The sequence below is a fragment of the Streptomyces sp. NBC_00663 genome (assembly GCF_036226885.1).
GTDB lineage: Bacteria > Actinomycetota > Actinomycetes > Streptomycetales > Streptomycetaceae > Streptomyces.
In genome coordinates this window covers 2,133,542-2,156,374 of sequence record NZ_CP109027.1, presented here as the reverse complement: position 1 = coordinate 2,156,374, position 22,833 = coordinate 2,133,542, and the positions used below count along the sequence as shown (strand labels likewise).

22 protein-coding genes are annotated in these 22,833 nt (G+C 70.7%); 6 read left to right on the top strand and 16 right to left on the bottom strand.

Annotation, left to right across the window (positions count from 1 at the left end; all coding sequences use genetic code 11):
- Positions 1 to 55: 55 nt before the first annotated feature.
- Together mgt and OG866_RS09745 are read left to right on the top strand one after the other, a co-directional pair.
- Entirely contained in the window at positions 56 to 1,288 is a 1,233-nt protein-coding gene (gene mgt / locus OG866_RS09750; RefSeq protein WP_443063511.1) for a macrolide-inactivating glycosyltransferase, read from the top strand.
- 47 nt (positions 1,289 to 1,335) lie between these two features.
- A complete protein-coding gene (locus OG866_RS09745) occupies positions 1,336 to 2,223 on the top strand; it encodes a methyltransferase domain-containing protein (RefSeq protein WP_329333363.1) in 888 nt (295 codons plus the stop codon).
- A 30-nt stretch (positions 2,224 to 2,253) separates the two neighbouring features.
- Here OG866_RS09745 and OG866_RS09740 read toward each other — a convergent pair whose 3' ends face one another.
- Complete coding sequence (locus OG866_RS09740) at positions 2,254 to 4,488, bottom strand: MMPL family transporter (RefSeq protein ID WP_329333361.1); 2,235 nt, start codon at positions 4,486 to 4,488, stop codon at positions 2,254 to 2,256.
- 199 nt (positions 4,489 to 4,687) lie between these two features.
- Between OG866_RS09740 and OG866_RS09735 the strand changes: the two genes are divergently transcribed.
- The 3 genes from OG866_RS09735 (at position 4,688) to OG866_RS09725 (ending at position 7,324) form a co-directional block, all read left to right on the top strand.
- Positions 4,688 to 5,239 carry a DUF1697 domain-containing protein gene (locus tag OG866_RS09735; RefSeq protein ID WP_329333359.1) on the top strand — a complete coding sequence of 184 codons (552 nt, stop codon included), beginning with the start codon at positions 4,688 to 4,690 and terminating at the stop codon, positions 5,237 to 5,239.
- A gap of 407 nt (positions 5,240 to 5,646) precedes the next feature.
- The gene (locus tag OG866_RS09730) at positions 5,647 to 6,651 is read left to right on the top strand and encodes a ketopantoate reductase family protein (RefSeq protein ID WP_329333357.1); all 1,005 of its coding nucleotides are present in this window, start codon (positions 5,647 to 5,649) and stop codon (positions 6,649 to 6,651) included.
- A gap of 55 nt (positions 6,652 to 6,706) precedes the next feature.
- On the top strand, positions 6,707 to 7,324 hold the full coding sequence (locus tag OG866_RS09725; protein WP_329333355.1) for a mycothiol-dependent nitroreductase Rv2466c family protein: 618 nt from the start codon (positions 6,707 to 6,709) through the stop codon (positions 7,322 to 7,324).
- Here OG866_RS09725 and OG866_RS09720 read toward each other — a convergent pair.
- Positions 7,321 to 8,598 (bottom strand): MFS transporter, encoded by a 1,278-nt coding sequence (locus OG866_RS09720; protein ID WP_329333354.1) that lies wholly within the window; start codon positions 8,596 to 8,598, stop codon positions 7,321 to 7,323. The two genes, OG866_RS09725 and OG866_RS09720, sit on opposite strands and share 4 nt — an antisense overlap.
- Positions 8,599 to 8,654: 56 nt before the next feature.
- On the opposite strand from OG866_RS09720, the gene OG866_RS09715 reads away from it, so the two are divergent.
- Positions 8,655 to 9,638 (top strand): ArsR family transcriptional regulator, encoded by a 984-nt coding sequence (locus OG866_RS09715; RefSeq protein WP_329333352.1) that lies wholly within the window; start codon positions 8,655 to 8,657, stop codon positions 9,636 to 9,638.
- A gap of 54 nt (positions 9,639 to 9,692) precedes the next feature.
- On the opposite strand, the gene OG866_RS09710 is transcribed toward OG866_RS09715, so the two are convergent.
- The 14 genes from OG866_RS09710 to OG866_RS09645 all read right to left on the bottom strand — a co-directional run bounded on the left by OG866_RS09710 (position 9,693) and on the right by OG866_RS09645 (position 22,628).
- The gene (locus OG866_RS09710; protein WP_329333350.1) at positions 9,693 to 10,433 is read right to left on the bottom strand and encodes a sirohydrochlorin chelatase; all 741 of its coding nucleotides are present in this window, start codon (positions 10,431 to 10,433) and stop codon (positions 9,693 to 9,695) included.
- Positions 10,434 to 10,438: 5 nt separating this feature from the next.
- Complete coding sequence (locus OG866_RS09705; RefSeq protein ID WP_329333348.1) at positions 10,439 to 11,359, bottom strand: ABC transporter permease; 921 nt, start codon at positions 11,357 to 11,359, stop codon at positions 10,439 to 10,441.
- On the bottom strand, positions 11,346 to 12,131 hold the full coding sequence (locus tag OG866_RS09700) for an ABC transporter ATP-binding protein (protein ID WP_329333346.1): 786 nt from the start codon (positions 12,129 to 12,131) through the stop codon (positions 11,346 to 11,348). Before OG866_RS09700 ends, OG866_RS09705 begins: the two co-directional genes overlap by 14 nt.
- A gap of 35 nt (positions 12,132 to 12,166) precedes the next feature.
- Positions 12,167 to 13,270, bottom strand: coding sequence for an aliphatic sulfonate ABC transporter substrate-binding protein (locus OG866_RS09695; protein WP_329333344.1), 1,104 nt, complete (start codon positions 13,268 to 13,270; stop codon positions 12,167 to 12,169).
- Positions 13,271 to 13,492: 222 nt separating this feature from the next.
- Positions 13,493 to 14,827, bottom strand: coding sequence for a sulfate adenylyltransferase subunit 1 (locus OG866_RS09690; protein ID WP_329333342.1), 1,335 nt, complete (start codon positions 14,825 to 14,827; stop codon positions 13,493 to 13,495).
- Positions 14,828 to 14,829: 2 nt separating this feature from the next.
- Positions 14,830 to 15,768, bottom strand: coding sequence for a sulfate adenylyltransferase subunit CysD (gene cysD / locus OG866_RS09685; protein ID WP_329333341.1), 939 nt, complete (start codon positions 15,766 to 15,768; stop codon positions 14,830 to 14,832).
- Positions 15,765 to 16,328, bottom strand: coding sequence for an adenylyl-sulfate kinase (cysC, locus tag OG866_RS09680; protein WP_329333339.1), 564 nt, complete (start codon positions 16,326 to 16,328; stop codon positions 15,765 to 15,767). The genes cysD and cysC overlap by 4 nt, the downstream gene beginning before the upstream one ends.
- Positions 16,325 to 17,035 carry a phosphoadenylyl-sulfate reductase gene (locus OG866_RS09675; protein ID WP_329333337.1) on the bottom strand — a complete coding sequence of 237 codons (711 nt, stop codon included), beginning with the start codon at positions 17,033 to 17,035 and terminating at the stop codon, positions 16,325 to 16,327. Before OG866_RS09675 ends, cysC begins: the two co-directional genes overlap by 4 nt.
- Positions 17,032 to 17,211 carry a hypothetical protein gene (locus OG866_RS09670; RefSeq protein WP_314205404.1) on the bottom strand — a complete coding sequence of 60 codons (180 nt, stop codon included), beginning with the start codon at positions 17,209 to 17,211 and terminating at the stop codon, positions 17,032 to 17,034. Before OG866_RS09670 ends, OG866_RS09675 begins: the two co-directional genes overlap by 4 nt.
- A 31-nt stretch (positions 17,212 to 17,242) precedes the next feature.
- A complete protein-coding gene (locus tag OG866_RS09665) occupies positions 17,243 to 18,940 on the bottom strand; it encodes a nitrite/sulfite reductase (RefSeq protein ID WP_329333334.1) in 1,698 nt (565 codons plus the stop codon).
- A gap of 127 nt (positions 18,941 to 19,067) precedes the next feature.
- Positions 19,068 to 19,151: a putative leader peptide gene (locus OG866_RS09660; protein WP_310591794.1), complete on the bottom strand. Its 84-nt coding sequence runs from the start codon at positions 19,149 to 19,151 to the stop codon at positions 19,068 to 19,070.
- Positions 19,152 to 19,313: 162 nt separating this feature from the next.
- Complete coding sequence (locus OG866_RS09655; RefSeq protein ID WP_329333333.1) at positions 19,314 to 19,886, bottom strand: GNAT family N-acetyltransferase; 573 nt, start codon at positions 19,884 to 19,886, stop codon at positions 19,314 to 19,316.
- A 17-nt stretch (positions 19,887 to 19,903) separates the two neighbouring features.
- Entirely contained in the window at positions 19,904 to 21,157 is a 1,254-nt protein-coding gene (locus tag OG866_RS09650) for a hypothetical protein (RefSeq protein WP_329344012.1), read from the bottom strand.
- 184 nt (positions 21,158 to 21,341) lie between these two features.
- Positions 21,342 to 22,628, bottom strand: a complete 1,287-nt coding sequence (locus OG866_RS09645) for a helix-turn-helix domain-containing protein (RefSeq protein WP_329333332.1) — start codon at positions 22,626 to 22,628, stop codon at positions 21,342 to 21,344.
- Positions 22,629 to 22,833 lie beyond the last annotated feature (205 nt).

The window sequence follows — 22,833 nt, the reverse complement described above, 5'->3', positions numbered from 1 at the left end:
CGAGGCACTCTCAATAAGTTGTACGAGACGTATCGTCTCGTCTAGCCTCGACGGCATGACCACTCCCGCACACATCGCCATGTTCTCCGTCGCCGCCCACGGCCATGTGAACCCGAGCCTGGAAGTCATCCGCGAGCTCGTCGCACGTGGTCACCGGGTGACGTACGCGATCCCGCCGGTGTTCGCGGAGAAGGTCGCCGCGACCGGCGCCGAGCCCAAGCTCTGGAACTCCACCCTGCCCGGGCCCGGCGCCGACCCGGAGGCATGGGGCAGCACCCTGCTCGACAACGTCGAACCCTTCCTCGCCGACGCGATCCAAGCGCTGCCCCAGCTGATCGAGGCGTACGAGGGGGACGAACCGGATCTCGTCCTGCACGACATCACCTCCTACCCGGCCCGGGTCCTCGCCCATCGCTGGCGCGTCCCGGCGGTCTCGCTCTCACCCAACCTCGTGGCCTGGGAGGGCTACGAGGAGGAGATCGCCGAGCCGATGTGGGCGGAGCCGAGGAAGACCGAGCGGGGGCAGGCGTACTACGCCCGCTTCCGGGGCTGGCTGGAGGAGAACGGGATCACCCTGCACCCCGATGACTTCGCCGGCCGGCCCGCCCGGTCGATCGTCCTGATCCCCAGGGCGCTACAGCCCAACGCCGACCGGGTCGACGAGAAGGTGTACTCCTTCGTCGGCGCCTGCCAGGGCGACCGCGGCGCCGAAGGGCAGTGGCAGCGGCCCGCCGGTGCGGAGAAGGTCGTCCTCGTGTCGCTCGGGTCGACCTTCACCAAGCAGCCCGGCTTCTACCGGGAGTGCGTACGGGCCTTCGGCGAGCTGCCGGGCTGGCATCTGGTGCTCCAGATCGGCGAGAACGTGGACCCGGCCGAGCTGGGGGACATCCCGGCCGGTGTCGAAGTGCGGTCGTGGGTACCGCAGTTGGCGGTGCTGCACCAGGCCGACCTGTTCGTCACCCACGCCGGCGCCGGCGGCAGCCAGGAGGGGCTGGCCACGGGCACGCCGATGATCGCCGTACCGCAGGCCGTGGACCAGTTCGGCAACGCGGACATGCTCCAGGGCCTCGGCGTCGCCCGGCACGTCCCCATGGAGGAGGCCACCGCCGAGACCCTGCGGGCCACCGCCCTCGCCCTTGTCGACGACCCCGAGACCGCCCGCCGGCTGAAGGCCCTCCAGGCCGAGATGGCCCAGGAAGGCGGCACCCGACGAGCGGCGGACCTCATCGAGAGGGAACTGCCCACGCCCCGGCCGACGCGACGGAACACCGCACGCCGGGAGGCGTGATCAGGGGCCGTTCGGTTTATGCCCCCCAACCCCGCCAGGAGTGCCCAGTGAGCGTGTCGTTGTCCCCTGCCCTCGGAGGCTGTGTCGACCTGTTGCGCTGTCCGACCTGCCGGGTGGGGCACCTGCATCTCGACCGCGGCGCGCTCCGGTGCCCGGTGGGGCACGCCTTCGACATCGCCCGTCACGGCTACGCCGGCCTGCTGACGGGCGCTCGGGCCACCAGCGGTGACGACGCGGACATGGTCCGGGCCAGGGACCGGTTCCTGGCCACCGGTGCCTACGCGCCGATTCGTGAGGCCGGGGCCCGCCTCGCGGTGGGCGCCGTGCCCGAGCGGGCCACGGTGGTGGATGTGGGGTGTGGCACGGGCTACTACCTGGCCGGCGTACTCGACCGGTTGCCCGGCGCCCGTGGTCTGGGGCTGGACTCCTCGGTGCGTGCGCTGCGCTCGGCCGCCCGTGCCCATGACCGAGCCGCCGCCGTCGCCTGGGACGTCTTCCGGCCCTTCCCGCTCGACGACGGGGTGGCGGATGTCGTGCTGGACGTGTTCGCCCCGCGCAACCCGGCCGAGTTCCACCGCGTGCTGCGCCCGACCGGCCGGCTGATCGTGGTCCGGCCCACCGGGCGGCACCTGGCCGAGCTGCGCCGCCGACTCCCCGGGATGGTCACGGTCGACCCGGCCAAGGAACAGCGCCTGCACCGGGCGCTCGCGCCCTTCTTCGAGGCCACCGTCACCGAACAGGTGGAGTATCCGGCGACCTTGACCAGGGCGGATGTGCTGGACCTGGTGGCGATGACGCCGAGCGCACGCCACATGAGCGCGGCGGCGCTGAACGATGACGGCCTCCTGCCCGAACGGGTCACCGTCTCCGTGCTGGCCACCGCCTACCGGCCTCGGCGACCGCACAACACGCAGGGCCCGTTGGCTCCCCGGTGACCAACGGGCCCTGCGCCGTGCCGTGAGCGGTTACACCCGGGCAGGTTCCTCCACCTCGTGGGCCACGACCTCCGCCGCCTCGTCGTGCGTGAGGTCGGGCAGGCGGTTCAGCCACTTCGGCAGATACCAGTTGCGCTCACCGAGCAGCGCCATGACCGCCGGGAGCAGCACACCCCGGATGATCGTCGCGTCGACGAGCACCGCCGTCGCCAGGCCCACGCCCATCTGCTTCATGGACTGCATCGACAGCGTCCCGAAGATCGCGAACACGGCGACCATGATGACCGCGGCGCTGGTGACGACACCGGCCGTGGTGACCACACCGTGCTGGATCGCGTCCTTGGTCGTACGGCCCTTCAGCCGCGCCTCACGGATCCGCGAGACCACGAACACGTGGTAGTCCATCGACAGGCCGAACAGGATCACGAAGAGGAACAGCGGCAGCCAGGAGATGATCGCGCCGACGCCCTCCGCGCCGACCAGGGACGCGCCCCAGCCGTGCTGGAAGACGGCGACGAGGATGCCGTACGCCGCCCCCACCGACAGCAGGTTCAGCACGATCGAGGTGATCGCGATCGTCAGCGAGCGGAAGGAGAGCAGCATCAGCAGGAAGGCGAAGACCACGACGAAGGCGAAGACCGGGACGACCGCGCCGGTCAGCTGGTCGTTGAAGTCCTTCGAACCGGCGACCTGACCGCTGATCGGCGCCTCAAGGCCGTCGACCTTGCCGAGCGTCGCGGGCCGCACCTCGTCGCGCAGCTTCTCCAGGCTCGCGCCCGCCTTGTCGAGGTCGGAGCCGCCGACCAGCGGGACGTACACGAAGGCGAGGTTCTGCTTCTGGTGCAGCTTGATCTCGACCGGGCCGCGTGAGGCACCCGAGGCGACCGCCTGCTCCTTGAAGTCGGCGAGCGCGTTCTGCACCTCCGCGGAGTCGATGTTGTCCGCCTTGACGATCACCTCGGCCGGCTCGGAGCCGCCGGGGAAGGCCGTGTTGACGCGGTCGTAGGTCTGCACGATGGGCAGCGAGTCGCCGAACTCCTGGTCCAGCGTGAGGTTCTGGGTCTTCATGCCGACCGCCGGCGCCGCGATCGCGAGCAGCGCACCGGCCGCCACGACGACGGAGACCATCGGCTTCTTCAGCACCGCGCCCAGGATGGCCGTCCAGAGCCGGCTCTCACCGTTGCCGTTGCGCTTGCGGCGCCGCAGGAACGGGATACGGCCCTTCTCGACCCGCTCGCCCAGCAGGGAGAGCAGCGCGGGCAGCACGGTGATGGAGCCGATCATGGCGACGGCCACGACGATCAGCGACGCCAGGCCCATCGCCTCGAAGTCGGCGATCCCGGTGAACAGCATGCCCGCCATCGCCACACACACCGTGACACCGGAGACGATGATCGCGCGGCCACTGGTGGCGGCGGCGATCCGCAGCGCGGTCTGGGCGTCCCTGCCGGCCTCGCGCTCCTCGCGCTCCCGGCGCAGATAGAACAGGCAGTAGTCGACGCCGACGGCCAGACCGACCAGCAGCATCACGGAGTTGGCGACATCGCCCATCGGCATGACATGGCTGATGACGCCCATCAGGCCCATCGTCGCCATGATCGCGGTGAGCGCCAGGGCCACCGGCAGCAGCGCCGCGACCAGCGCGCCGAACGCGATCAGCAGGATGCCGAGGGCCACGGGCACGGCCGAGTACTCGGCCTTCTGGAAGTCGTCGCCGAACGCGTCGTCGAACGTCTTCTGCATGCTGGCGCCGCCGATCTCCTCGATCCGCAGGTCCGCATGGTCCTTCTGGACCTTCGCCACGGCGTCCAGCACGGGCTCGACCCGCTCACCGGCCGTCTCCGCGTCGCCCTTCATGTCGAACTGCACCAGCGCGCTGCGGCCGTCCTTGGAGACGGTGTCCGTGTCGTACGGCGAGGTGACGTCCGTGACCTTGCCGGTGGCGTCGACCGCCTGGACGACGGCGTTGACCGCGGCGCGGAACTGCGCGTCCGTCGCCTTGAGCCGGCCGTCCTTCGCCTGTACCAGGACCGTCTCACCGGCGGGCTCCTCGATGCCGGCGTCCTTGACGATCCGCGCGGCGGTATGGGTCTCCCCCTTCAGGCCCTCGCTCTCGTCGACGTCGACCCGGCCCGCCGCCGAACCGAGTCCCATGGCCAGGACCACGAACAGCACCCAGATGCCGACCGCGGCCCAGCGGTGCCGGGCACTCCAGCCGCCGGCCCGGGCCGCCAGGCCCCGCACCCTTGTTTCTCCGTTCGCCATGACGGGCTTGCCCCCTTGACTGCGGTCGCGGCCCCCTGCCGCCACCTTTCGTTTCGAAGGTATGGGCCGGATAAACCCGTCACGTCGTGCTGCCCGGTGAAGTGCGGGTGAGCGACTAGTCCTCGCGGACCAGGACCGTCTCCGCACTGGGGAGGAGTGTGCCCCCTACAACAACACGCTGTCGTCCTATGGTGAGCGCATGACGACGACGTATGCGGCGCTGCTGCGCGGGATCAACGTGGGCGGTGCCAAGAAGGTCCCGATGGCCGAACTGCGGACCCTGATGGAGGGGCTCGGCCACTCAGGGGTGCGCACCTACCTCCAGAGCGGCCAGGCGGTGTTCACCACTGACCACGGCGACGAGGAAACCCTCGCGGCCGAGCTCACCGCCGCGATCGAGAAACACTTCGGCTTCGCGGTCGACGTCATCGTCCGCGACCACGCCTACCTCGCCGCGATCGTCGACGACTGCCCCTTCCCGGCCGCCGAACTGGAGGGCAAGCAGCTGCACGTCACCTACTTCTCCGCCGCCGTCGACGCGGACCGCTTCGCCGCCATCGACCAACCCGCCTTCCTCCCCGAGGAGTTCCGCCTCGGCGACCGTGCCCTGTACCTGTACGTCCCCGACGGCCTGGGCCGCTCCAAGCTCGCCGAACAGCTCGCCAAGCCGCGCGTGAACAAGGGACTGATCGCCACGAGCCGGAACTGGAACACCGTGGTCAAGCTGGTGGAGATGACCGCCGCGGAGTGATCTGCCGTACGCCGGTGCAGGTGGTGTACGAGATGATCGTGTCCGGCACGGACACCGGCCCGCCGTCCCGCGCCGGCGCGTCCGTGCGGGCCAGGTCCCCGGCGGTGAGACTCGCGTTGTCCGCCCCTCCCGGCAGGCCCGCCAGACGTCCGCCGCCACCAGGAACCGGTCCCGCGGCACGTCCAGCGGATCGAACGGCACCTTGTACGAAGGATGCAGTACCTGTGGGTCGACCAGCCGCCAACTCCCGTCCGGCAGCCGGTACTCGGTGAGCGGCGCCGCCCGGCGATCGCGCAGGATCTCGGTGACGTACCGCGCCTCGGCGTCCTCGTGCCGCAGATGGTCCACCATGCCGGCGACCCTCGTCCTTTGCCCAGGGGCAAGGTCAACTGTGCGAGGCTCGGTCCATGCGCTACATCATCATCGGGGCAGGGGCGGTCGGAGGCGTCGTCGGCGGGCGGCTCGCGGAGGCGGGGAGCGAGGTCGTCCTCGTCGCACGGGGCACGCACCGGGCGGCGCTGCGCGAGCACGGGCTTCGACTCCGCGTTCCCGACGGCGAGTTCGTCCATCGGCTGCCCGTCGTCGAGGACCCGGCCGAGCTCGGCGAGCTGCGCGCCGACGACGTCCTCGTCCTCGCGGTCAAGACCCAGGACAGCGTGACAGCGCTGCGGACCTGGGGACCGGCGCCGGTCGCGGGCGGGGGCACGGCGGCCGAGCGGCTGCCGCTGGTCTGTGCGCAGAACGGCGTGGAGAGCCAGCGACTGGCCCTGCGCACGTTCCGCACCGTGTACGGCGTGTGCGTGTGGCTGCCCTGCACGCTCGTCGAACCCGGCGTCGTCAGCGCCGCAGGCGCCCCGCTCACCGGCATCCTCCATCTCGGCCGCTACCCGTACGGCACCGACGAGACCGCCCGGCTGATCGCCGCCGACCTGGAGAAGTCCCGCTTCGAGGCACCGGTCGTACCGGACGTGACCCGCTGGCAGTACGCCAAGCTGCTCGCCAACCTCGGCAACGCGCTGGAGGCCGTGACGGGGCCGATGGAGAGCGAGGAGGCCGTGGCGCTCTTCGAACGGCTGAAGGCCGAGGGCGCCGCCGTCCTCGCCGCCGCCGGCATCCCGTACACGGGCGCCGAGGAGCAGCGGGCCGTACGCGGCGACAAGGTCTTCCTCGCCCCTCTGCACGGCACCCCGCGCGGCGGCGGCTCCTCCTGGCAGTCCCTGAACCGCGGCACCGGCACCATCGAGGCCGACTACCTCAACGGGGAGATCGCACTGCTGGGCAGGCTGCACGGCGTACCGACCCCGCTCAACGACCTCTTGCAGCGCCTGGCCAACGCCTTCGCACGGGAGCGCAGGGCCCCGGGGTCGATGGCGGTGGGGGAGCTGGTGCGGTTGACCGGAATGGACCATTGAATCAGTGCCTGATTGGACCACAATGCTGGGCCAATGAGGGATTACCGTCGACGTCATGACCACCGCAGAACCCACCCGCGTCGACTTCTGGTTCGACCCCGCCTGCCCCTTCGCCTGGATCACCTCCCGCTGGCTGCTGGAGGTCGAACGGCACCGCCCGCTCGACCTCCGCTTCCACGCGATGAGCCTGTACCTGCACAATGCAGGAAACGAACTGCCGCAGTGGTACCGGGAGTTGGTCGACAAGTCCATCGGCCCGGTGCGCGTCGCCGTGGCCGCGGCCGAGGCGCACGGCGAGAAGGTCCTGCGTGACCTCTACACCGCCTTCGGCAGTCGTATCCACGAACGGAAGGCCGAGGACTTCGACGCGGTGATCGCCGAGTCCCTGGCGGAACTCGGCCTCCCGGCGGACCTCGCCGCCGCCGCGCACGACACGTCGTACGACGAGGCCGTCCGCCGCAGTCACACGTCCGGCGCCGAACCCGACTCGGGCGGCTATGTGGGCACGCCCACGATCCATGTCGACGGGACAGTGTGGTTCGGGCCGGTGCTGCGGGCCATCCCGCGAGGAGCGAGGGCGGCGCAACTCTTCGACAGTTTCCGGGTGTTGGCCACCGACCCGGACTTCTTCGAGCTGAAGCGCACCCGCACCGGCGGACTGAGCTTCGACTAGACCTTGTCCCCCCGCCACTCCCCGTTCCGCAGAGCCCAGCGCACCGCCGGGCTCACCGCGAGGCCCGCGCCGGCGAACACCACGCCGAGGACCGCCCAGCCCGCCGTGCCGTGCTGGATCGCGGTGACCGTGACCAGGGCGGGGCCCGCCATCATGCCGGCCGACATGCCCGCGCCGAACACGCCCTGGTACACGCCGTGGGCGCGGGCGTCGGCGAGTTCGTAGCCGAGGGTCCAGCCGCCCGCGGCCGACAGCACCTCCGAGAAGACCTGCACGATCGCGCCGACCGCCAGCGCCAGCACCGCCCACACCGGCGACAGGCCCGCCGACACGGCGTACACCGCGCAGGCCGCCGCGAGGAGCAGCCCCGACCAGCCCATCGCCCTTACCGCGCTGGGCACTTGGGAGGCGCGCCGGGCCACCCGCACCTGGAGCAGCGCCACCAGCACACAGTTGAGGATCATCAGCAGGGCCGCCGTCCAGCGCGGCGCCTCCGTGCGCTCCACGATCCACAGCGGCAGGCCGACCTCCGACAGCGTGTACTGCACGACGAGGATCGCGTTCAGCACGGTCACCGCGAGGAACGGCAGATCACGCACCGCACGCCAGCGGTCGGCCGCCGGGGCGCCGGCCTCGGGCGCCCCGCGTTCCAGGGCGTGGGGCGCGAGCGGCAGCCGGGGGAGCAGCAGCGCGGGGCCCGCGAACGACACCGCGTTGACCAGAATGACCGTCACATACGCGCCCCGCGTGTCGAGTTGGAGGGCGATCGCACCGAAGAGGCCGCCCACCCCCATGAAGACGTTGGTGACCATCCGCAGATACGCCCGCGCCTCCACCCGCGTCGCGGCCGGCAGCACATCGGCGTAGATCGCGCCCTGTACCCCCCGGCTCGCCATCTGGAGCCCGGTCGCACAGACCACCGCGACGAGGAAACCGACGTAGGAGTGCACGAACACGTACGCCGCCGTCGCCACGCCCGTCCCGGCCCACAGCAGCGCGCCCACGCGCCGGGCGCCCCACCGGTCGGCGGCCCGGCCCGCCGGTACCCCGGCCGCCACGCCGACCAGCCCCGCGCCCGTCATACCGAGGCCGACCGAGGTCGCGTCGAGGCCGACGATGCGGGTGAAGTACAGGACGCCGAGCGGGAAGTAGAGACCGTTGCCCAGGGAGTTCGCGGCGGTCAGCAGGGTGGCGCGGCGCAGGGTGGGGTCGGTGGGGAGCCGGGAGGGGCGCAGCCCGGGATCGACAGGCGTGGTGACGGGTGTCGTGGTCATGCGGACATCTCACCCGGCGGCGGTGCCGCGCCGACAATGATTTAGCGTGGCACTCAATGATCGAGTTCCGCTTCGACGTCGGCGACCTGGCCACCACCTCCTTCGCGTACTCCCCACTCCAGGAGGCCGTGTTCTCGCTGCGCTGTCTGCACGACCCGGCCCGCCACCCCCATCACCGGCCGTGGCTGCGGCGCATCCGCCCCCGTCTGGAGGCCCTCGACCACGAGCTGCTCAGCGCGCTGACCACCCCCTGGCTGTGGGTGCCGGACTGTCTGACGCCTCGTCCCGAACGGGCCCGTCCCGTCTTCACCGAGGAACTGGTGCGGCTCGGCGCCACCCCGCCGGACCTCCTCGACGCCGACTTCCGGGCCGCCTACCGCACGCGGGACGCGCTGCCACCCGTCGTCGCCCGGGGCCTGGCCGAGCCCGCCGCGTTCCTCCAGCGGATCGTCGAGGCCCTCGACGCCTACTGGCACGTCTGTCTGGCCCCGGACTGGTGGCCGCGCGTGCAGAGCATCATGGCGGCCGACCTCGCCCATCAGGCGCGGGTGCTCGCCGAGCAGGGCGCCGGTGCGATGTTCGCGGGGCTCGACCGGCGGCTCAGCTGGGTGGACGGCCATCTGCGCCTGTCCACCGACGACTTCATGCTCCAGGCGCCGTGGACCGACATGAGCATCGCCGGCCGCGGACTGGTCCTGCTGCCCTCGCTGTTCGCCCGTGGCGCCCAGCCGCTGATCGACCCCACCCGGCCGCCCACGATCATCTATCCGGCCCGCGGCAGGGCCACCCTCTCGGAGGAACCACCCCCGGTCACCGGCGACGCCCTGGTCCGCCTCCTGGGCCGCCCCAGAGCCAGACTCCTGCTGCTCCTGGCAGAACCCGCCTCGACAACAGAACTGGCCCACCGCCTGAACGTGACGCCGGGCGCGGTGAGCCAGCACCTGGCGGTGCTCTACGACGCGGGACTGCTCAGCAAGACGCGCAACGGAAGGGTCGTGAGGTACGGACGGACGGCACTCGGAAACGAACTCTGCCGTTAGAGACCCAAGGGGCGAGGGGAACCGCGCGACCAGCCCCCACCGCCTCACGGACGACTACGCGCCCACGACCGCCGGCAAAGGCACCCGCGCTTCGTCGTACCGCTCCAACAAAACCCGGGCCACCTCAGCCGAAGCCCCGAGCACGTCCCCCAGCACATCCGCCTCCGCCGCGCCCCGCGCAATCCGGTCCGGCAGAAACCCCGGCGCGAGGACATACGGCGCGACGGCCACCCGGGAACACCCCAACGCCCTCAGCTCCCGCACCGCGTTCTCCGTGCGGGGCAGTGCGGCGGAGGCGAACGCAGGCCGCACGGCGCACCAACCGGTGTGCCGCCACTCCCGCGCGATTTCTGCGATCACTGCGATCGCCTCCGGGTCCGTGGACCCCGCCGAGGCCAGTACGACCCCGGTCGAGGACTTGTCGGCGGGCGTCAACCCGGCCTCGTACAGCCGCCGTTCGAGTGCGGACAGCAGCAGCGGTGACGGGCCGAGCACCTCGGCCTGCCGGATCCGCAGCTGCGGCGGCGCGTCCCGCAGGACCGCCGGGATGTCCGCCTTGGCGTGGAACGCGCGGGTCAGGAGCAGCGGCAGGGCCACCACGTCACGTACGCCCTCCGCGGCCAACGACTCCAACACCCCCTGCACGGACGGGATGTTGAAGTCGAGGAAGCCCGTCTCCACCCGTACGTCCGGGCGCAGCGAGCGCACCCGGCGGACGAGGGCGTGCACCGTCGCGGCGTGCCGCGGATCGCGGCTGCCGTGGGCGATGACGAGAAGAACAGGCTTCCTCAGCAAAGGACTTACCCCTTCACCAGCAGGCCGCGGCTGCGCAGCACCCGCCGCTCCAGCGGGCTGAAGACCAGCAGGTCGACGGCGATGCCGACGAACAGGATCAGGAAGATCGCCTCGAAGATCATCGGCATGGAGCTGGCGTTGCGGCCGTTCTCCAGGAGCGCGCCGAGACCGATGCCCAGGTCGGGCGAGGAGGCGATGATCTCCGCCGCCATCAGGGAGCGCCAGGAGAACGCCCAGCCCTGCTTCAGACCGGCGAGATAGCCGGGCAGCGCGGCCGGCAGCACGATGTGCAGGGCACCCCGCCAGCCGGTCGCGCCCATCGTGCGGCCCGCCCGCAGGAACAGCGGCGGCACCTGGTCGATGCCGGAGACGAGACCGTTGGCGATGGACGGGACCGCGCCGAGCAGGATCACCGCGTACATCATCGAGTTGTTCAGGCCCAGCCACAGCACGGCCGGCGGCACCCACGCCACCGACGGCAGCGACTGGAGACCCGACAGGACCGGGCCGATGGCCGCGCGGACGAACTTCACCCGGGCCACGATCAGCCCCAGCGGGGTGCCGATCGCCAGGGCCAGCAGGAAGCCGAGCAGACCGCGCTCGACGCTGGTCCAGATGTAGCCGAGGAGCTTGCCCTCCAGCCAGGCGTCCTTGAACTCGGTCGCCACGTCGCCGGGGGAGGGCAGCTTGGTCGGGTCGGTGACGATGTCGAAGGTGATCAGCGCCTGCCAGATCACCAGCACCACGGCGGTCGCGACGAGCGGCGGGAGGATCTTGGTGCGGGCGGTCACCGTGAACGGCGTCCGCGCGGTGGCGACGATCTCCAGCGCGTCCAGGCCGGCCTCCAGGCCGGCGATCTGGTGGTTGCCGTCGGCCCGCGCCTGGCGTGTGTCGGTCAGGCCCGACCTGGTGTCACTGCTGGCCATGGCGGCGGATCTCCCCACGCAGTTCTTCGGTGATCTCAAGGGACAGTTCGGCCACGGGGGCGTCCTCGATACGGCGCGGCTGCGGGATGTCCACCGTCCACTCGCGCGCGATCCGGCCCGGCCGCGACGACAGCAGGACGACCCGCTCGGCCAGCCGCACCGCCTCGCGCACGTTGTGTGTGACGAACAGGACGGACAGTCCCGTCTCCGCCCAGATCCTGGTCAGTTCGTCGTGCAGGACGTCACGTGTGATCGCGTCGAGCGCCGCGAACGGCTCGTCCATGAGTAGCAGCCGGCTCTCCTGGGCCAGCGCCCGGGCGAGCGCCACACGCTGGCGCATACCGCCGGACAGCTCGTGCACCCGCTTGCCGTACGAGCCCTTCAGCCGGACCAGTTCGAGCAGTTCCTCGGCGCGGTCGCGCCGGTCGTTCTTCGCGACTCCGCCGAGCTTCAGGGCGAGTTCGATGTTCTTGCCCGCGGTCAGCCACGGGAACAGGGCGTGCTCCTGGAACATCAGAGCGGGGCGCCCGTCGGTCTTGATGCTGCCGGCGCTCGGGTCGTCGAGACCCGCGACCAGGTTGAGCAGCGTGGACTTGCCACAGCCCGAGGCCCCCAGGAGGGTGACGAACTCGCCCGGCGCGACATCGAGGGTGATGTCGTCGAGGACGAGCTGCTGCCCGGCGGGCCCGCCGAAGGACTTCGAGACGTGCTCGATGCGGGCGGCGTACTCGACTGACTCGGCCTGCTCGGCCTTGGCAACCGCGGTGGCCATGGTCGTCACCTCCTGGAGACTCTCGGGATCAGGGCTTACTTGACGCCGAGTCCGGCGTCGTCGACCGTGCTCTCGCCGTCGGCCTTCAGGACCTTGTTCAGGAGCGTCAGGTCATAGATGCCGTCCAGCAGCGGGTCCTCCAGCAGACCGGCCTTGACCGCGTGCTTGGCCTCGGTGTTGAGGGTGGCGGCCAGCGGGTCGTTGGTGAACTGGATGGACTTCCACGCCGGATCCAGGACGTCCGCAGGGAGCGCCTTGCCCGAGTCGGCCTCCAGCTGCTTGTTCGCCGCGGCCTTGGCCTCGTCCGGGTTCGCGTTGATCCACTTGTTGGACTCGACCGAGGCCTTCAGGACCGCCTCGACGGCCTTCGGGTGCTCCTTGAGGAACTTCTGCGACACGATGATGTTCGTGATCACGAACTTCTTGTCGGGCCACAGGTCGGCCTCGTCGAGCAGTACCTTGCCGCCTTCGGCGACCAGCTTCGACGCGGTCGGCTCCGGCACCCAGGCGCCGTCGATGGAGCCGGACTTGTAGGCGTCCGGGGTCACCTTGTTGTCGGTGCGGACGACCGACACGTCACCCGCGCCGCTCTCGGCGTCGACCTTCCAGCCCTGCTCCGAGATCCAGTTGAGGAACGCCACGTCCTGGGTGTTGCCGAGCTGCGGGGTGGCGATCTTCTTGCCCTTGACGTCCTTCAGGGACTTGATCTTCTTGGGGTTGACGACGAGCTTCACGCCGCCGGACGCCGAACCGCCGATGATGCGCAGGTTGGTGCCCTTGGACTTGGTGTAGCCGTTGATCGCCGGGGACGGGCCGATCCAGCCGATGTCGATGGAGCCGGAGTTGAGCGCCTCGATCTCGGACGGACCGGCGTTGAAGGTCGCGTACGAGGCCTTCGTGGCACCGAGCTCCTTCTGGAAGAAGCCCTTCTGGTTGGCGACCAGCGCGGTGGCGTGGGTGAGGTTGCCGAAGTAGCCGATCTTGACGGAGTCCAGTCCGTCGATCTTCTTCGCTCCGGCGGCGACCTTGGCGGTGCCTTCGTCGTTGGCCTCGGAGCCGTAGCCGCAGGCGGCGAGGGTGAGCAGCGGCAGCGCGGCTATGACCGCGAAGGTGCGGCGAAGAGCAGATGGAGCAGGCACGGGAGGTGTTCCTCTCGGAGGCCCGGCGGTCACGGTCTCTCAGGTCGTGGCCGGGAGGTCGGCAGGTCTGCGTTTACGGCGGTGGGGGGTGAGGGCGCGCAAGCGGTGCGCGTACGTCAGCGCACACATCGCGCCACTCCGCCCTGCCCGCTGCCGAGCGCACCGCTGCCTACGCGGCCGCCCTCCTTCGCGAACGTCGAGAAGTAGTCGGGGAAGGTCATGTCAGAAGTCCCACCCGTCGTCCTCGGCCGCGTCCTTGACGGGCTCGGGGGACGCGAACGACTCGCCGACCATGCCCGCGGTGAGCGTGGTGCCGTCGTTCGGGTCGATCAGGATGAACGAGCCGGTGCGACGGGAGTCGGCGTAGGAGTCCACCGGCAGCGGCTCCGCGGTGCGGATCTTCACGCGGCCGATGTCGTTGGCGACGAGCTGTCCCGGGTGCGGGTGCAGGGACAGGTCGTCGAGCGTGAGACGGGAGGGGATGTCCTTGACGATCGCCTTGACCGTGCGGGTGCCGTGCTTGAGCAGCACCCGGTGGCCGACGGTCAGCGGGGCATCGGCGACGTGGCAGACGGTCGCCTCGATGTCCTGGGTGGTCGGCGGCGCGTCCTTGCTGGGCACGATCAGGTCGCCGCGCGAGATGTCGATGTCGTCCTCCAGCAGGACGGTCACCGACTGGGTGGTCCAGGCGATGTCGACGGGCTCGCCGAGCAGGTCGATGGCGGCGATCTTGGAGGCGTGGCCCGAGGGGAGCACGGTGACCGCCTCACCGACGCGGAAGGAACCGGCGGCGATCTGACCGGCGTATCCCCGGTAGTCGGGGTGCTCGGCGGTCTGCGGGCGGATCACGAACTGCACGGGCAGGCGCGCGTGGCAGTGGCTCAGGTCGTGGGTGACCGGGACCGTCTCCAGGTGTTCGAGGACGGTCGGGCCGCCGTACCAGTCCATATTGGCGGACGGCTCCACGACGTTGTCACCGGCGAGCGCCGAGATCGGGATCGCGGTGACCTCCGGGACGCCCAGTTCGAGCGCGTACGCCGTGAACTCCTCGGCGATCGCGGCGAACACGGACTCCTTGTAGTCGACGAGGTCCATCTTGTTGACCGCGAGCACCACGTGCGGCACGCGCAGCAGCGCCGCGAGGGCGGCGTGGCGCCGGGTCTGCTCGACGACGCCGTTGCGGGCGTCGATGAGGATCACCGTCAGCTCGGCTGTGGAGGCACCCGTCACCATGTTGCGGGTGTACTGCACGTGCCCCGGGGTGTCCGCGAGGATGAACCGGCGCTTGGCGGTGGCGAAGTAGCGGTAGGCCACGTCGATGGTGATGCCCTGCTCGCGCTCGGCGCGCAGGCCGTCCGTGAGGAGTGCGAGGTCCGGGCCTTCCTGGCCGCGTGACGCGGAGGCACGCTCCACGGCCTCCAGCTGGTCGGTGAGGACCGACTTGGAGTCGTGCAGCAGTCGGCCGACGAGGGTGGACTTGCCGTCGTCGACGGAGCCCGCGGTCGCGAACCGCAGCAGGGTCGTCTCCGAGAGCGCCTCGGAAGTAGTCGTGCTCATGCTTAGAAGTACCCCTCGCGCTTGCGGTCTTCCATCGCGGCCTCGGACATCTTGTCGTCGGCGCGGGTCGCGCCGCGCTCGGTGAGCCGGGACGCGGCGATCTCCGTGATGACCTGCTCCAGCGTCACGGCGTCGGAGTCCACGGCACCGGTGCAGGACATGTCGCCGACGGTGCGGTAGCGCACGAGGCGCTTCTCGACGGTCTCGCTCTCCTTCGGGCCGCCCCACTCGCCGGCCGTCAGCCACATGCCGGCCCGCTGGAACACCTCACGCTCGTGCGCGAAGTAGATCTCCGGCAGCTCGATGCCCTCGCGGGCGATGTACTGCCACACGTCCAGCTCGGTCCAGTTGCTGAGCGGGAACACGCGGACGTGCTCGCCGGGAGCGTGCCGTCCGTTGTAGAGGTTCCACAGCTCGGGCCGCTGGCGGCGCGGGTCCCACTGCGAGAACTCGTCCCGCAGCGAGAACACCCGCTCCTTGGCCCGGGCCTTCTCCTCGTCGCGCCGGCCACCGCCGAAGACCGCGTCGAACTTCTCCGCCTGGATCTTCTCCGTCAGCGGCAGGGTCTGGAGCGGGTTACGGGTCCCGTCCGGACGCTCCTTGAGCACACCGCGGTCGATGTAGTCCTGTACGGACGCGACATGCAGCCGCAGCCCGTGCTCGGCGACCGTACGGTCCCGGTACTCAAGGACCTCGGGGAAGTTGTGCCCGGTGTCCACGTGCAGCAGCGTGAAGGGGACCGCCGCCGGGGCGAACGCCTTCAGCGCCAGATGCAGCATGACGATGGAGTCCTTGCCGCCGGAGAAGAGAATCACCGGCCGCTCGAACTCACCCGCCACCTCACGGAAGATGTGCACGGCCTCGGACTCCAGCGAGTCCAAGTGCGAGAGGGCGTACGGAGCTTGCGTGCCCTCCGTCACCGCCGCGACGGTCGTCGTCATGCCAGTCCCCTCTCGGTGAGCAGCGCGTGTACCGCGGCCGCGGACTCCTGGACGGTCTGGTTCTGCGACTCGATGCGCAGATCGGGCGACTCGGGCGCCTCGTACGGGTCGTCGACCCCGGTCAGCCCGGTCAGCTCGCCCGCGGCCTGCTTGGCGTACAGACCCTTCACATCGCGTACGGAGCACACCTCGACCGGAGTCGCCACATGCACCTCGACATACGCGGCGCCGCCCTCCTGGTGGCGCTTGCGCACCGCCTCACGGCTGTCCGCGTACGGCGCGATCACCGGGACGAGTGCCTTGACGCCGTTGCGGGCGAGCAACTCGGCGAGGAAGCCGATGCGCTGCACGTTGGTGTGCCGGTCCTCGCGGCTGAAGCCGAGGCCCGCGGAGATGAACTCGCGGATCTCGTCGCCGTCGAGCACCTCGACGAGGTGGCCCTCCTCGCGCAGCCGGCCGGCCAGCTCGTACGCGATGGTGGTCTTGCCGGCACTCGGCAGACCCGTGAGCCAGACGGTGGCTCCGGTCGTCACGTGCAACTCCTTGTCGGTGGTGGTCATTCGTGCAGCCCGCATTCGGTCTTGCCGCGGCCCGCCCAGCGGCCGGCGCGCGCGTCCTCGCCCTCCAGCACCCGGCGGGTGCAGGGGGCGCAGCCGACGGAGGCGTAACCGTCCATCAGCAGCGGGTTGGTGAGGACGCCGTGCTCGGCGACGTACGCGTCCACGTCGTCCTGGGTCCAGCGGGCGATCGGGGAGATCTTGACCTTTCGCCGCTTCTCGTCCCAGCCGACGACCGGGGTGTTCGCCCGGGTCGGGGACTCGTCGCGGCGCAGGCCGGTCGCCCAGGCCAGGTAGTTCGTCAGGCCCCGCTCCAGCGGCTCGACCTTGCGCATCTTGCAGCACAGGTCGGGGTCGCGGTCGTGCAGCTTCGGGCCGAACTCAGCGTCCTGCTCGGCGACCGTCCGCGTCGGTGACAGCGTGATGACGTTGACGTCCATCACGGCCTCGACCGCGTCCCGGGTGCCGATCGTCTCCTCGAAGTGGTAGCCGGTGTCGAGGAACACGACGTCCACGCCCTTCATCGCGCGGGACGCGAGATGGGCGACGACCGCGTCCTCCATCGAGGAGGTCACGCAGAAGCGCTTGCCGAAGGTGTCGACCGCCCACTGGAGGATCTCCAGGGCGGAGGCGTCCTCCAGGTCACGGCCCGCCTGCTCGGCGAGGGCCTTGAGGTCGTCGGTCGTGCGTTCGTCCTGAACTGCGGTCATATCTCTTCTCCCCCTGCGTCGTTGTGCTGAAGGCCCCGGGCGAGCAGCCCGAGGAACTTCAACTGGAATGCGCGGTTGCACGCCGCGCATTCCCACGCGCCGTGACCCTGCTCGCTCGGACGCAGGTCCTCGTCGCCGCAGTAGGGGCAGTAGAAGGGGGCGGCCCGCTCGCTCATGGCCCCTCCTTTCGCTGCCGTTCGCTGACGCTCACGACAGTGCCTCCTCCGAGGCGCGCGTGGCCCAGGCGGCGAAGCGCTCGCCCTCCTCGCGCTCGGCCTGGAACCGCTTCAGGACCCGCTCGACGTAGTCGGGCAGCTCCTCGGAGGTGACCTTCAGGCCACGGACCTTGCGGCCGAAACCGGCCTCCAGGCCCAGCGCGCCGCCGAGGTGCACCTGGTAGCCCTCGACCTGCTCGCCCTGGTCGTTGAGGACCAGCTGGCCCTTGAGACCGATGTCCGCCACCTGGATACGGGCGCAGGCGTTGGGGCAGCCGTTGAGGTTGATGGTGAGCGGCTCGTCGAAGTCCGGGATCCGGCGCTCCAGCTCGTCGATCAGCTGGGAGCCGCGCGCCTTGGTCTCGACGATGGCGAGCTTGCAGTACTCGATGCCGGTGCAGGCCATGGTGCCGCGCCGGAACGGGGACGGCTTGGCCGTCAGATCCAGCGCCCCGAGCGCCTCGACCAGCGCCTCGACCTGCGCCTCCTCGACATCGAGGATGATCATCTTCTGCTCGACGGTGGTCCGCACCCGGCCCGAACCGTGGGCCTCGGCGACCTCGGCGATCTTCGTGAGGGTGGCGCCGTCGACCCGGCCGACGCGCGGCGCGAAACCGACGTAGTAGCGGCCGTCGTTCTGCCTGTGCACACCGACGTGGTCACGCCAGCGGCCCGAGGGCTCGGCGGGCGCCGGACCGTCGACCAGCTTGCGCTTGAGGTAGTCGTCCTCCAGGACCTGGCGGAACTTCTCCGGGCCCCAGTCGGCGACGAGGAACTTCAGCCGGGCGCGGGTGCGCAGCCGGCGGTAGCCCCAGTCGCGGAAGATGCCGGCCACACCGGCCCACACCTCCGGGACCTCCTCCAACGGCACCCACGCGCCGAGCCGGACGCCGAGCTTGGGGTTGGTGGAGAGGCCGCCGCCGACCCAGAGGTCGAAGCCGGGGCCGTGCTCGGGGTGCTCGACACCGACGAAGGCGATGTCGTTGATCTCGTGGACCACGTCCAGCAGCGGGGAGCCGGAGATCGCCGTCTTGAACTTGCGCGGCAGGTTGGAGAACTCGTGGCTGCCGATGTAGCGCTCGTGGATCTCGTCGATCGCCCAGGTGCCGTCGATGATCTCGTCCTCGGCGATACCGGCGACCGGCGAGCCGATGACGACACGGGGGCAGTCACCGCAGGCCTCGGTCGTCGACAGACCGACCGCCTCCAGGCGGTTCCAGATCTCCGGGACGTCCTCGATGCGGATCCAGTGCAGCTGGATGTTCTGCCGGTCGGTGATGTCCGCGCTGCCCCGCGCGAACTCCTGCGAGATCTCACCGATCACGCGCAGCTGCTGCGTGCTGAGTCGGCCGCCGTCGATACGGACGCGCAGCATGAAGTACTTGTCGTCCAGCTCCTCGGGCTCCAGGATCGCGGTCTTGCCGCCGTCGATCCCGGGCTTGCGCTGGGTGTAGAGGCCCCACCAGCGCATGCGTCCACGCAGATCGTTGGGGTCGATCGAGTCGAACCCGCGCTTGGAGTAGATCGTCTCAATGCGTGTCCGCACATTGAGACCGTCGTCGTCCTTCTTGAACTGCTCGTTGCCGTTCAGCGGGGTGTGGTGCCCCGCGGCCCACTGACCCTCACCGCGGTGACGGCTCACCTTGCGGCGGGGAGTCGCGGCAGCAGGGTTCTGCGGGGTGGCGGCCATGGTTGTTACGTCCTTCGGGACAGGCGGAAAGCGGCTCTGACCTGCGCGCGCGGGCGCATGGGTAGACGTGCGCGTCTTTGCGCAGGGGAAAGCGGGGAGTCAAAAGATGTCGGGCGGCTGCGGCTCGCTAGCGCGCCGGACAGATGGCGCTGGACATGCGGCCGAGGTCGACGTGCCGCCGACTCACCAAGGCAATTCCAGTTCCAGACATGACGGAAGCGTGTCACGGCGATCTGGACACAGTCCAGCTTCGTCCATCATGCGGACACCCTTGTCTCGAAGGCCGAGACAAGGGTGGCGTCGATCACATGCGTCGCGGGAGGTCTTGTCGGCGCAGGTCGGCCGCGCTATGCCCGAGGCCGGACGTCCGAGGTCAGGCGGGGTGCGCCCCCGTCCAGGGGCCGGTCGCGGCCACCTCCGGCTGCTCCTCGACCTTGGTGTCGAAGAGGGTGAAGCCCCGGCGTTGGTAGTTCGTCATCGCGTGTTCGCCGTCCAGGCTGCACGTGTGCAGCCACACCCGCTTGGTGTCCGTCAGCCCCGGCCAGCGGTCCGCGAGGTCCCAGGCGCGCGCGGCGCCGTACGACAGCAGCCAGCCGCCGATGCGCCGGCCGCGGAAGCCCGGGATCAGTCCGAAGTAGACGATCTCCACGACCCCGTCGTCCTGCGGCTCCAGCTCCACGTACCCCGCGGGTGTGCCCCGGTCGTACGCCACCCATGTCTCCACGCCCGGCCGGTTCAGGTGCTCCTCCCACTGGGCGTACGTCCAGCCGAGCCGGTCGATCCAGCGGATGTCGCCGCCGACGGAGGCGTAGAGGAAACGGCTGAACTCGGGGGAGGGGACCTCGGAGCGGACGATCCGCACGTCGCCCTCCGGCGCGGCGGCCGGGAGGAGGTCGGTCGGGGCGGTCTGCTCGAGGGACCAGGTGGTCACGGGGATGTTGGGCATGCCCCCCAGGCAACCATCTAGGTCAGGGATCTGTCGATCGTGTTCAGTGGGAGCGAAAACAGCGTCTGTCCCGACTGGGACCAGACCTCGCCGGTCGCCTCCCAGTACGACAGGGACTCCGCCTGGCCGCTCCAGCAGCGGTTCGTCTCGTCGGTGCCGCAGCGGGTGGCGTGGGCGCCGGTCGCGTTCTGCCGCCACAGCGTGCCGCGGCCGTCCTGGTCCTGGGTGGTGCGGCCCAGATACCACTCGGAGCGGTACGAGAGGACGGCCCCGGTGCCGGGTGCCCGGGTCTCGTACGCCTCGTCCACGGGCGTGAACCCGGCCGCGTCGGTGGTGAGCAGCCCGGCGCGGTCGGAGGACGCGCTGAGGTCGTAGCGCCACAGCCGTACGTTCCGGTCGCTGTCCTTGGACACCCAGTTGCTCGCGACCAGGCTGTCGGGGGAGGTGCTGCGGTCGAGGGAGAGATAGTCGGGGTGCGTGGTGCCGGCGCGGTAGATGCCGACGGCGGGCAGCACCCAACGGTTGCCGTGCGCCGCCCAGCCGCCGTTCACACGGCCGACCGCGGGGGCGTCCGTGGTGGCGCGCTGGACGCGGTTCATGTCGTACACGTACAGCCCGTCGGCGGCGGTGACCAGCAGCTTGTCCTGGTACCAGACCATGCCGGAGACCTGGGAGTCGAGCGCGCGGTAGTCGCGGCCCTCGTCGACCGGGACGGCGAGCAGCACCCAGGAGTAGGTGAGGCGGTCGAGGTCGTTCGCGTCGATGAACGCGACCCGGGCCAGATCATGGGCGCCCTGGCTCCAGGCGGAGAGGATCACCCGGTTCTGCCCCCACAGGCCGTCGTCGTCGGCGTCGCCCGAGGTGGTGACCGCGCCGGGGCGCCAGGAGCGGGTGTCGGCGGCGTCCCAGCAGTAGGCGCGGGTGGCCGCCGGTTCGACGGGCAGCGCCCTGCGCTCGGCCGCCGTGCAGTCGGCCGAGCCGCGCAGGGAGTGGTCGGCGTCGGCGAGGACGGCGCTCACGCCCTCCGGCTTGCCCATCGCGGCGGCGAGCGTGTCGAGGGTGGACCGCGGTTCCAGCTGCTCGTGCAGCCGCAGCGCGTCGGTCTCGGCGGCGGTGGCCAGCGGCTTCAGGGCCCCGGGATCTGCCGCGACGGTGGCCTGTGAGGCGCTGATCATGGTGGCCGCGGCGGTGAGCGCGAGGGCGGTTCCGGCCAGGAACGCGCGCAGCGCTTTGCCCCGCTTCCGCCTGCGGTGTCTGCCGCGCTGCATCATCTCGTACCTCCCGAGGCGGGCCAACTGCACCTGGTGATCCGTGCGTTGACCAAGGAGCAGGTGGGGTGGCCCGTAGAGGGATGCTACGGCAGTCCGGGCGTGCCGGGGACGAAGACCCTGCAAATATGCGGAAGATGCCGCTTCTTGGGTGTTCCGGCGGGCGATTTCGTGGGTCCGGGGGGCCTCAAGGTGCCTGGCGGGACAGTCGTTTCCCGGCCACTGCCGGGGCCGTGGAGTGCGGCAGCAGGTCGCGCGGGTCGTCGGGGAGCAGCACCTCGACCTCCGCGTCCTCGCAGAAACGATACGGCCGATGCTCCAGAAACCCCCCGAGATAGCGCCGTACCCGCGACATCTCGGCCCGCACCGTCACCGTGCGGCCCAGATCGCCGAACAGGTCGTCGGCCAGCTCCGCCGCGCTGCGCCCGCTGCGGTGCAGGGCCAGCAGGTACAGCAACTCGGCATGCCGCGGGCTCAGTTCGTGACTCCAGGTGCCGGCACCCCCGGACACCGTCATCGACCAGCGGCGCGGCTGCGACAGATCCAGCACGATCCGCGTCGCACCCCGCGGCCCCGGCTCCGCCGCCCGGATCAACCAGCCCCCCGCCAGCGGCTCCACCGTGCACAGCCCCAGCGCCGGCAGCCACCGCTGCCCCGCCGACAGCGACTTGGGCAGCCCGACCCGGCTCTGGTACGGCATCCCGGTCACCGCCGCCGTCCAGCCGTCCCGGTCCACCGCCACCGCCCGCCCGCCGAGCCGCGCCAGCACCGGCGCCGCCGTCGCGCGCAGCTGCTCCAGCGTGGACTGGTGCAGTTCGCGCAGCCGGGCCTCGGCCAGTTTGGCCACCGAGTCGACCCAGGAGAGCGTCGCCGGATGCATCGTCTCCAGCGGACCGCTCACGTCCACCACGCCGATCAGCCGGCCGTCCCGCGGGTCGATGATCGGCGCCCCGGTACAGGTCCAGGAGGTCTGCGAGCGGACGAAGTGCTCCGAGGCGAAGACCTGCACCGGCCGCCGCGCCACCACCGGGGTGCCGATGCCGTTGGTGCCGATCACGCCCTCCCGCCAGTCGGCCCCCAGTTCGAACCCGGTCCCGTCGGCCTTGCGCAGCACCGGCGAGCTGCCCTCCCGCCACAGCACCCGGCCGTCCTCGTCGGCGACCACCATGATGTGGTGGGCGATGTCCGCGACCGACAGCAGCCCCTCGCGCAGCACCGGCAGGACATGCCTCAGCTCCGAGGACTCCCGGCGCCGCTGCACCTCCTCGCGGGGCAGCAGCCCCGTACGGAAGTCGTGGTCGGGATCGACACCGCCGCGCAGCATCCGGTCCCACGACTGCTCGATCACCGGCCGCGGGGCGACCGGCGCCCGCCGGCCGGAGAGCGTGGCGGAGCGGACGTCGCTCAGCACCCGCGCCGCACGCGCCGTGTCCACGGCGGCCAGTTGGGCGACGTCCGTCGGAGAGAGCGCCACTGGTCCTCCCGGAGGGGCTGTGGACAACCGGTTTCCGTCGGCTTTCGGCCATGGGCCGGTGTCCGTCCTGACTGTTCGTCTCATGGTGCCGTCCGTCCCTCGCGGAGGGACACAGTCCGGCCACAGACAGCAGCAAGTTGCAACCCCCTGCAACCCTGGTGGACCCGGGCGTGGCTGGTTGAAACTTGAGCGACGCCGTCCCGAG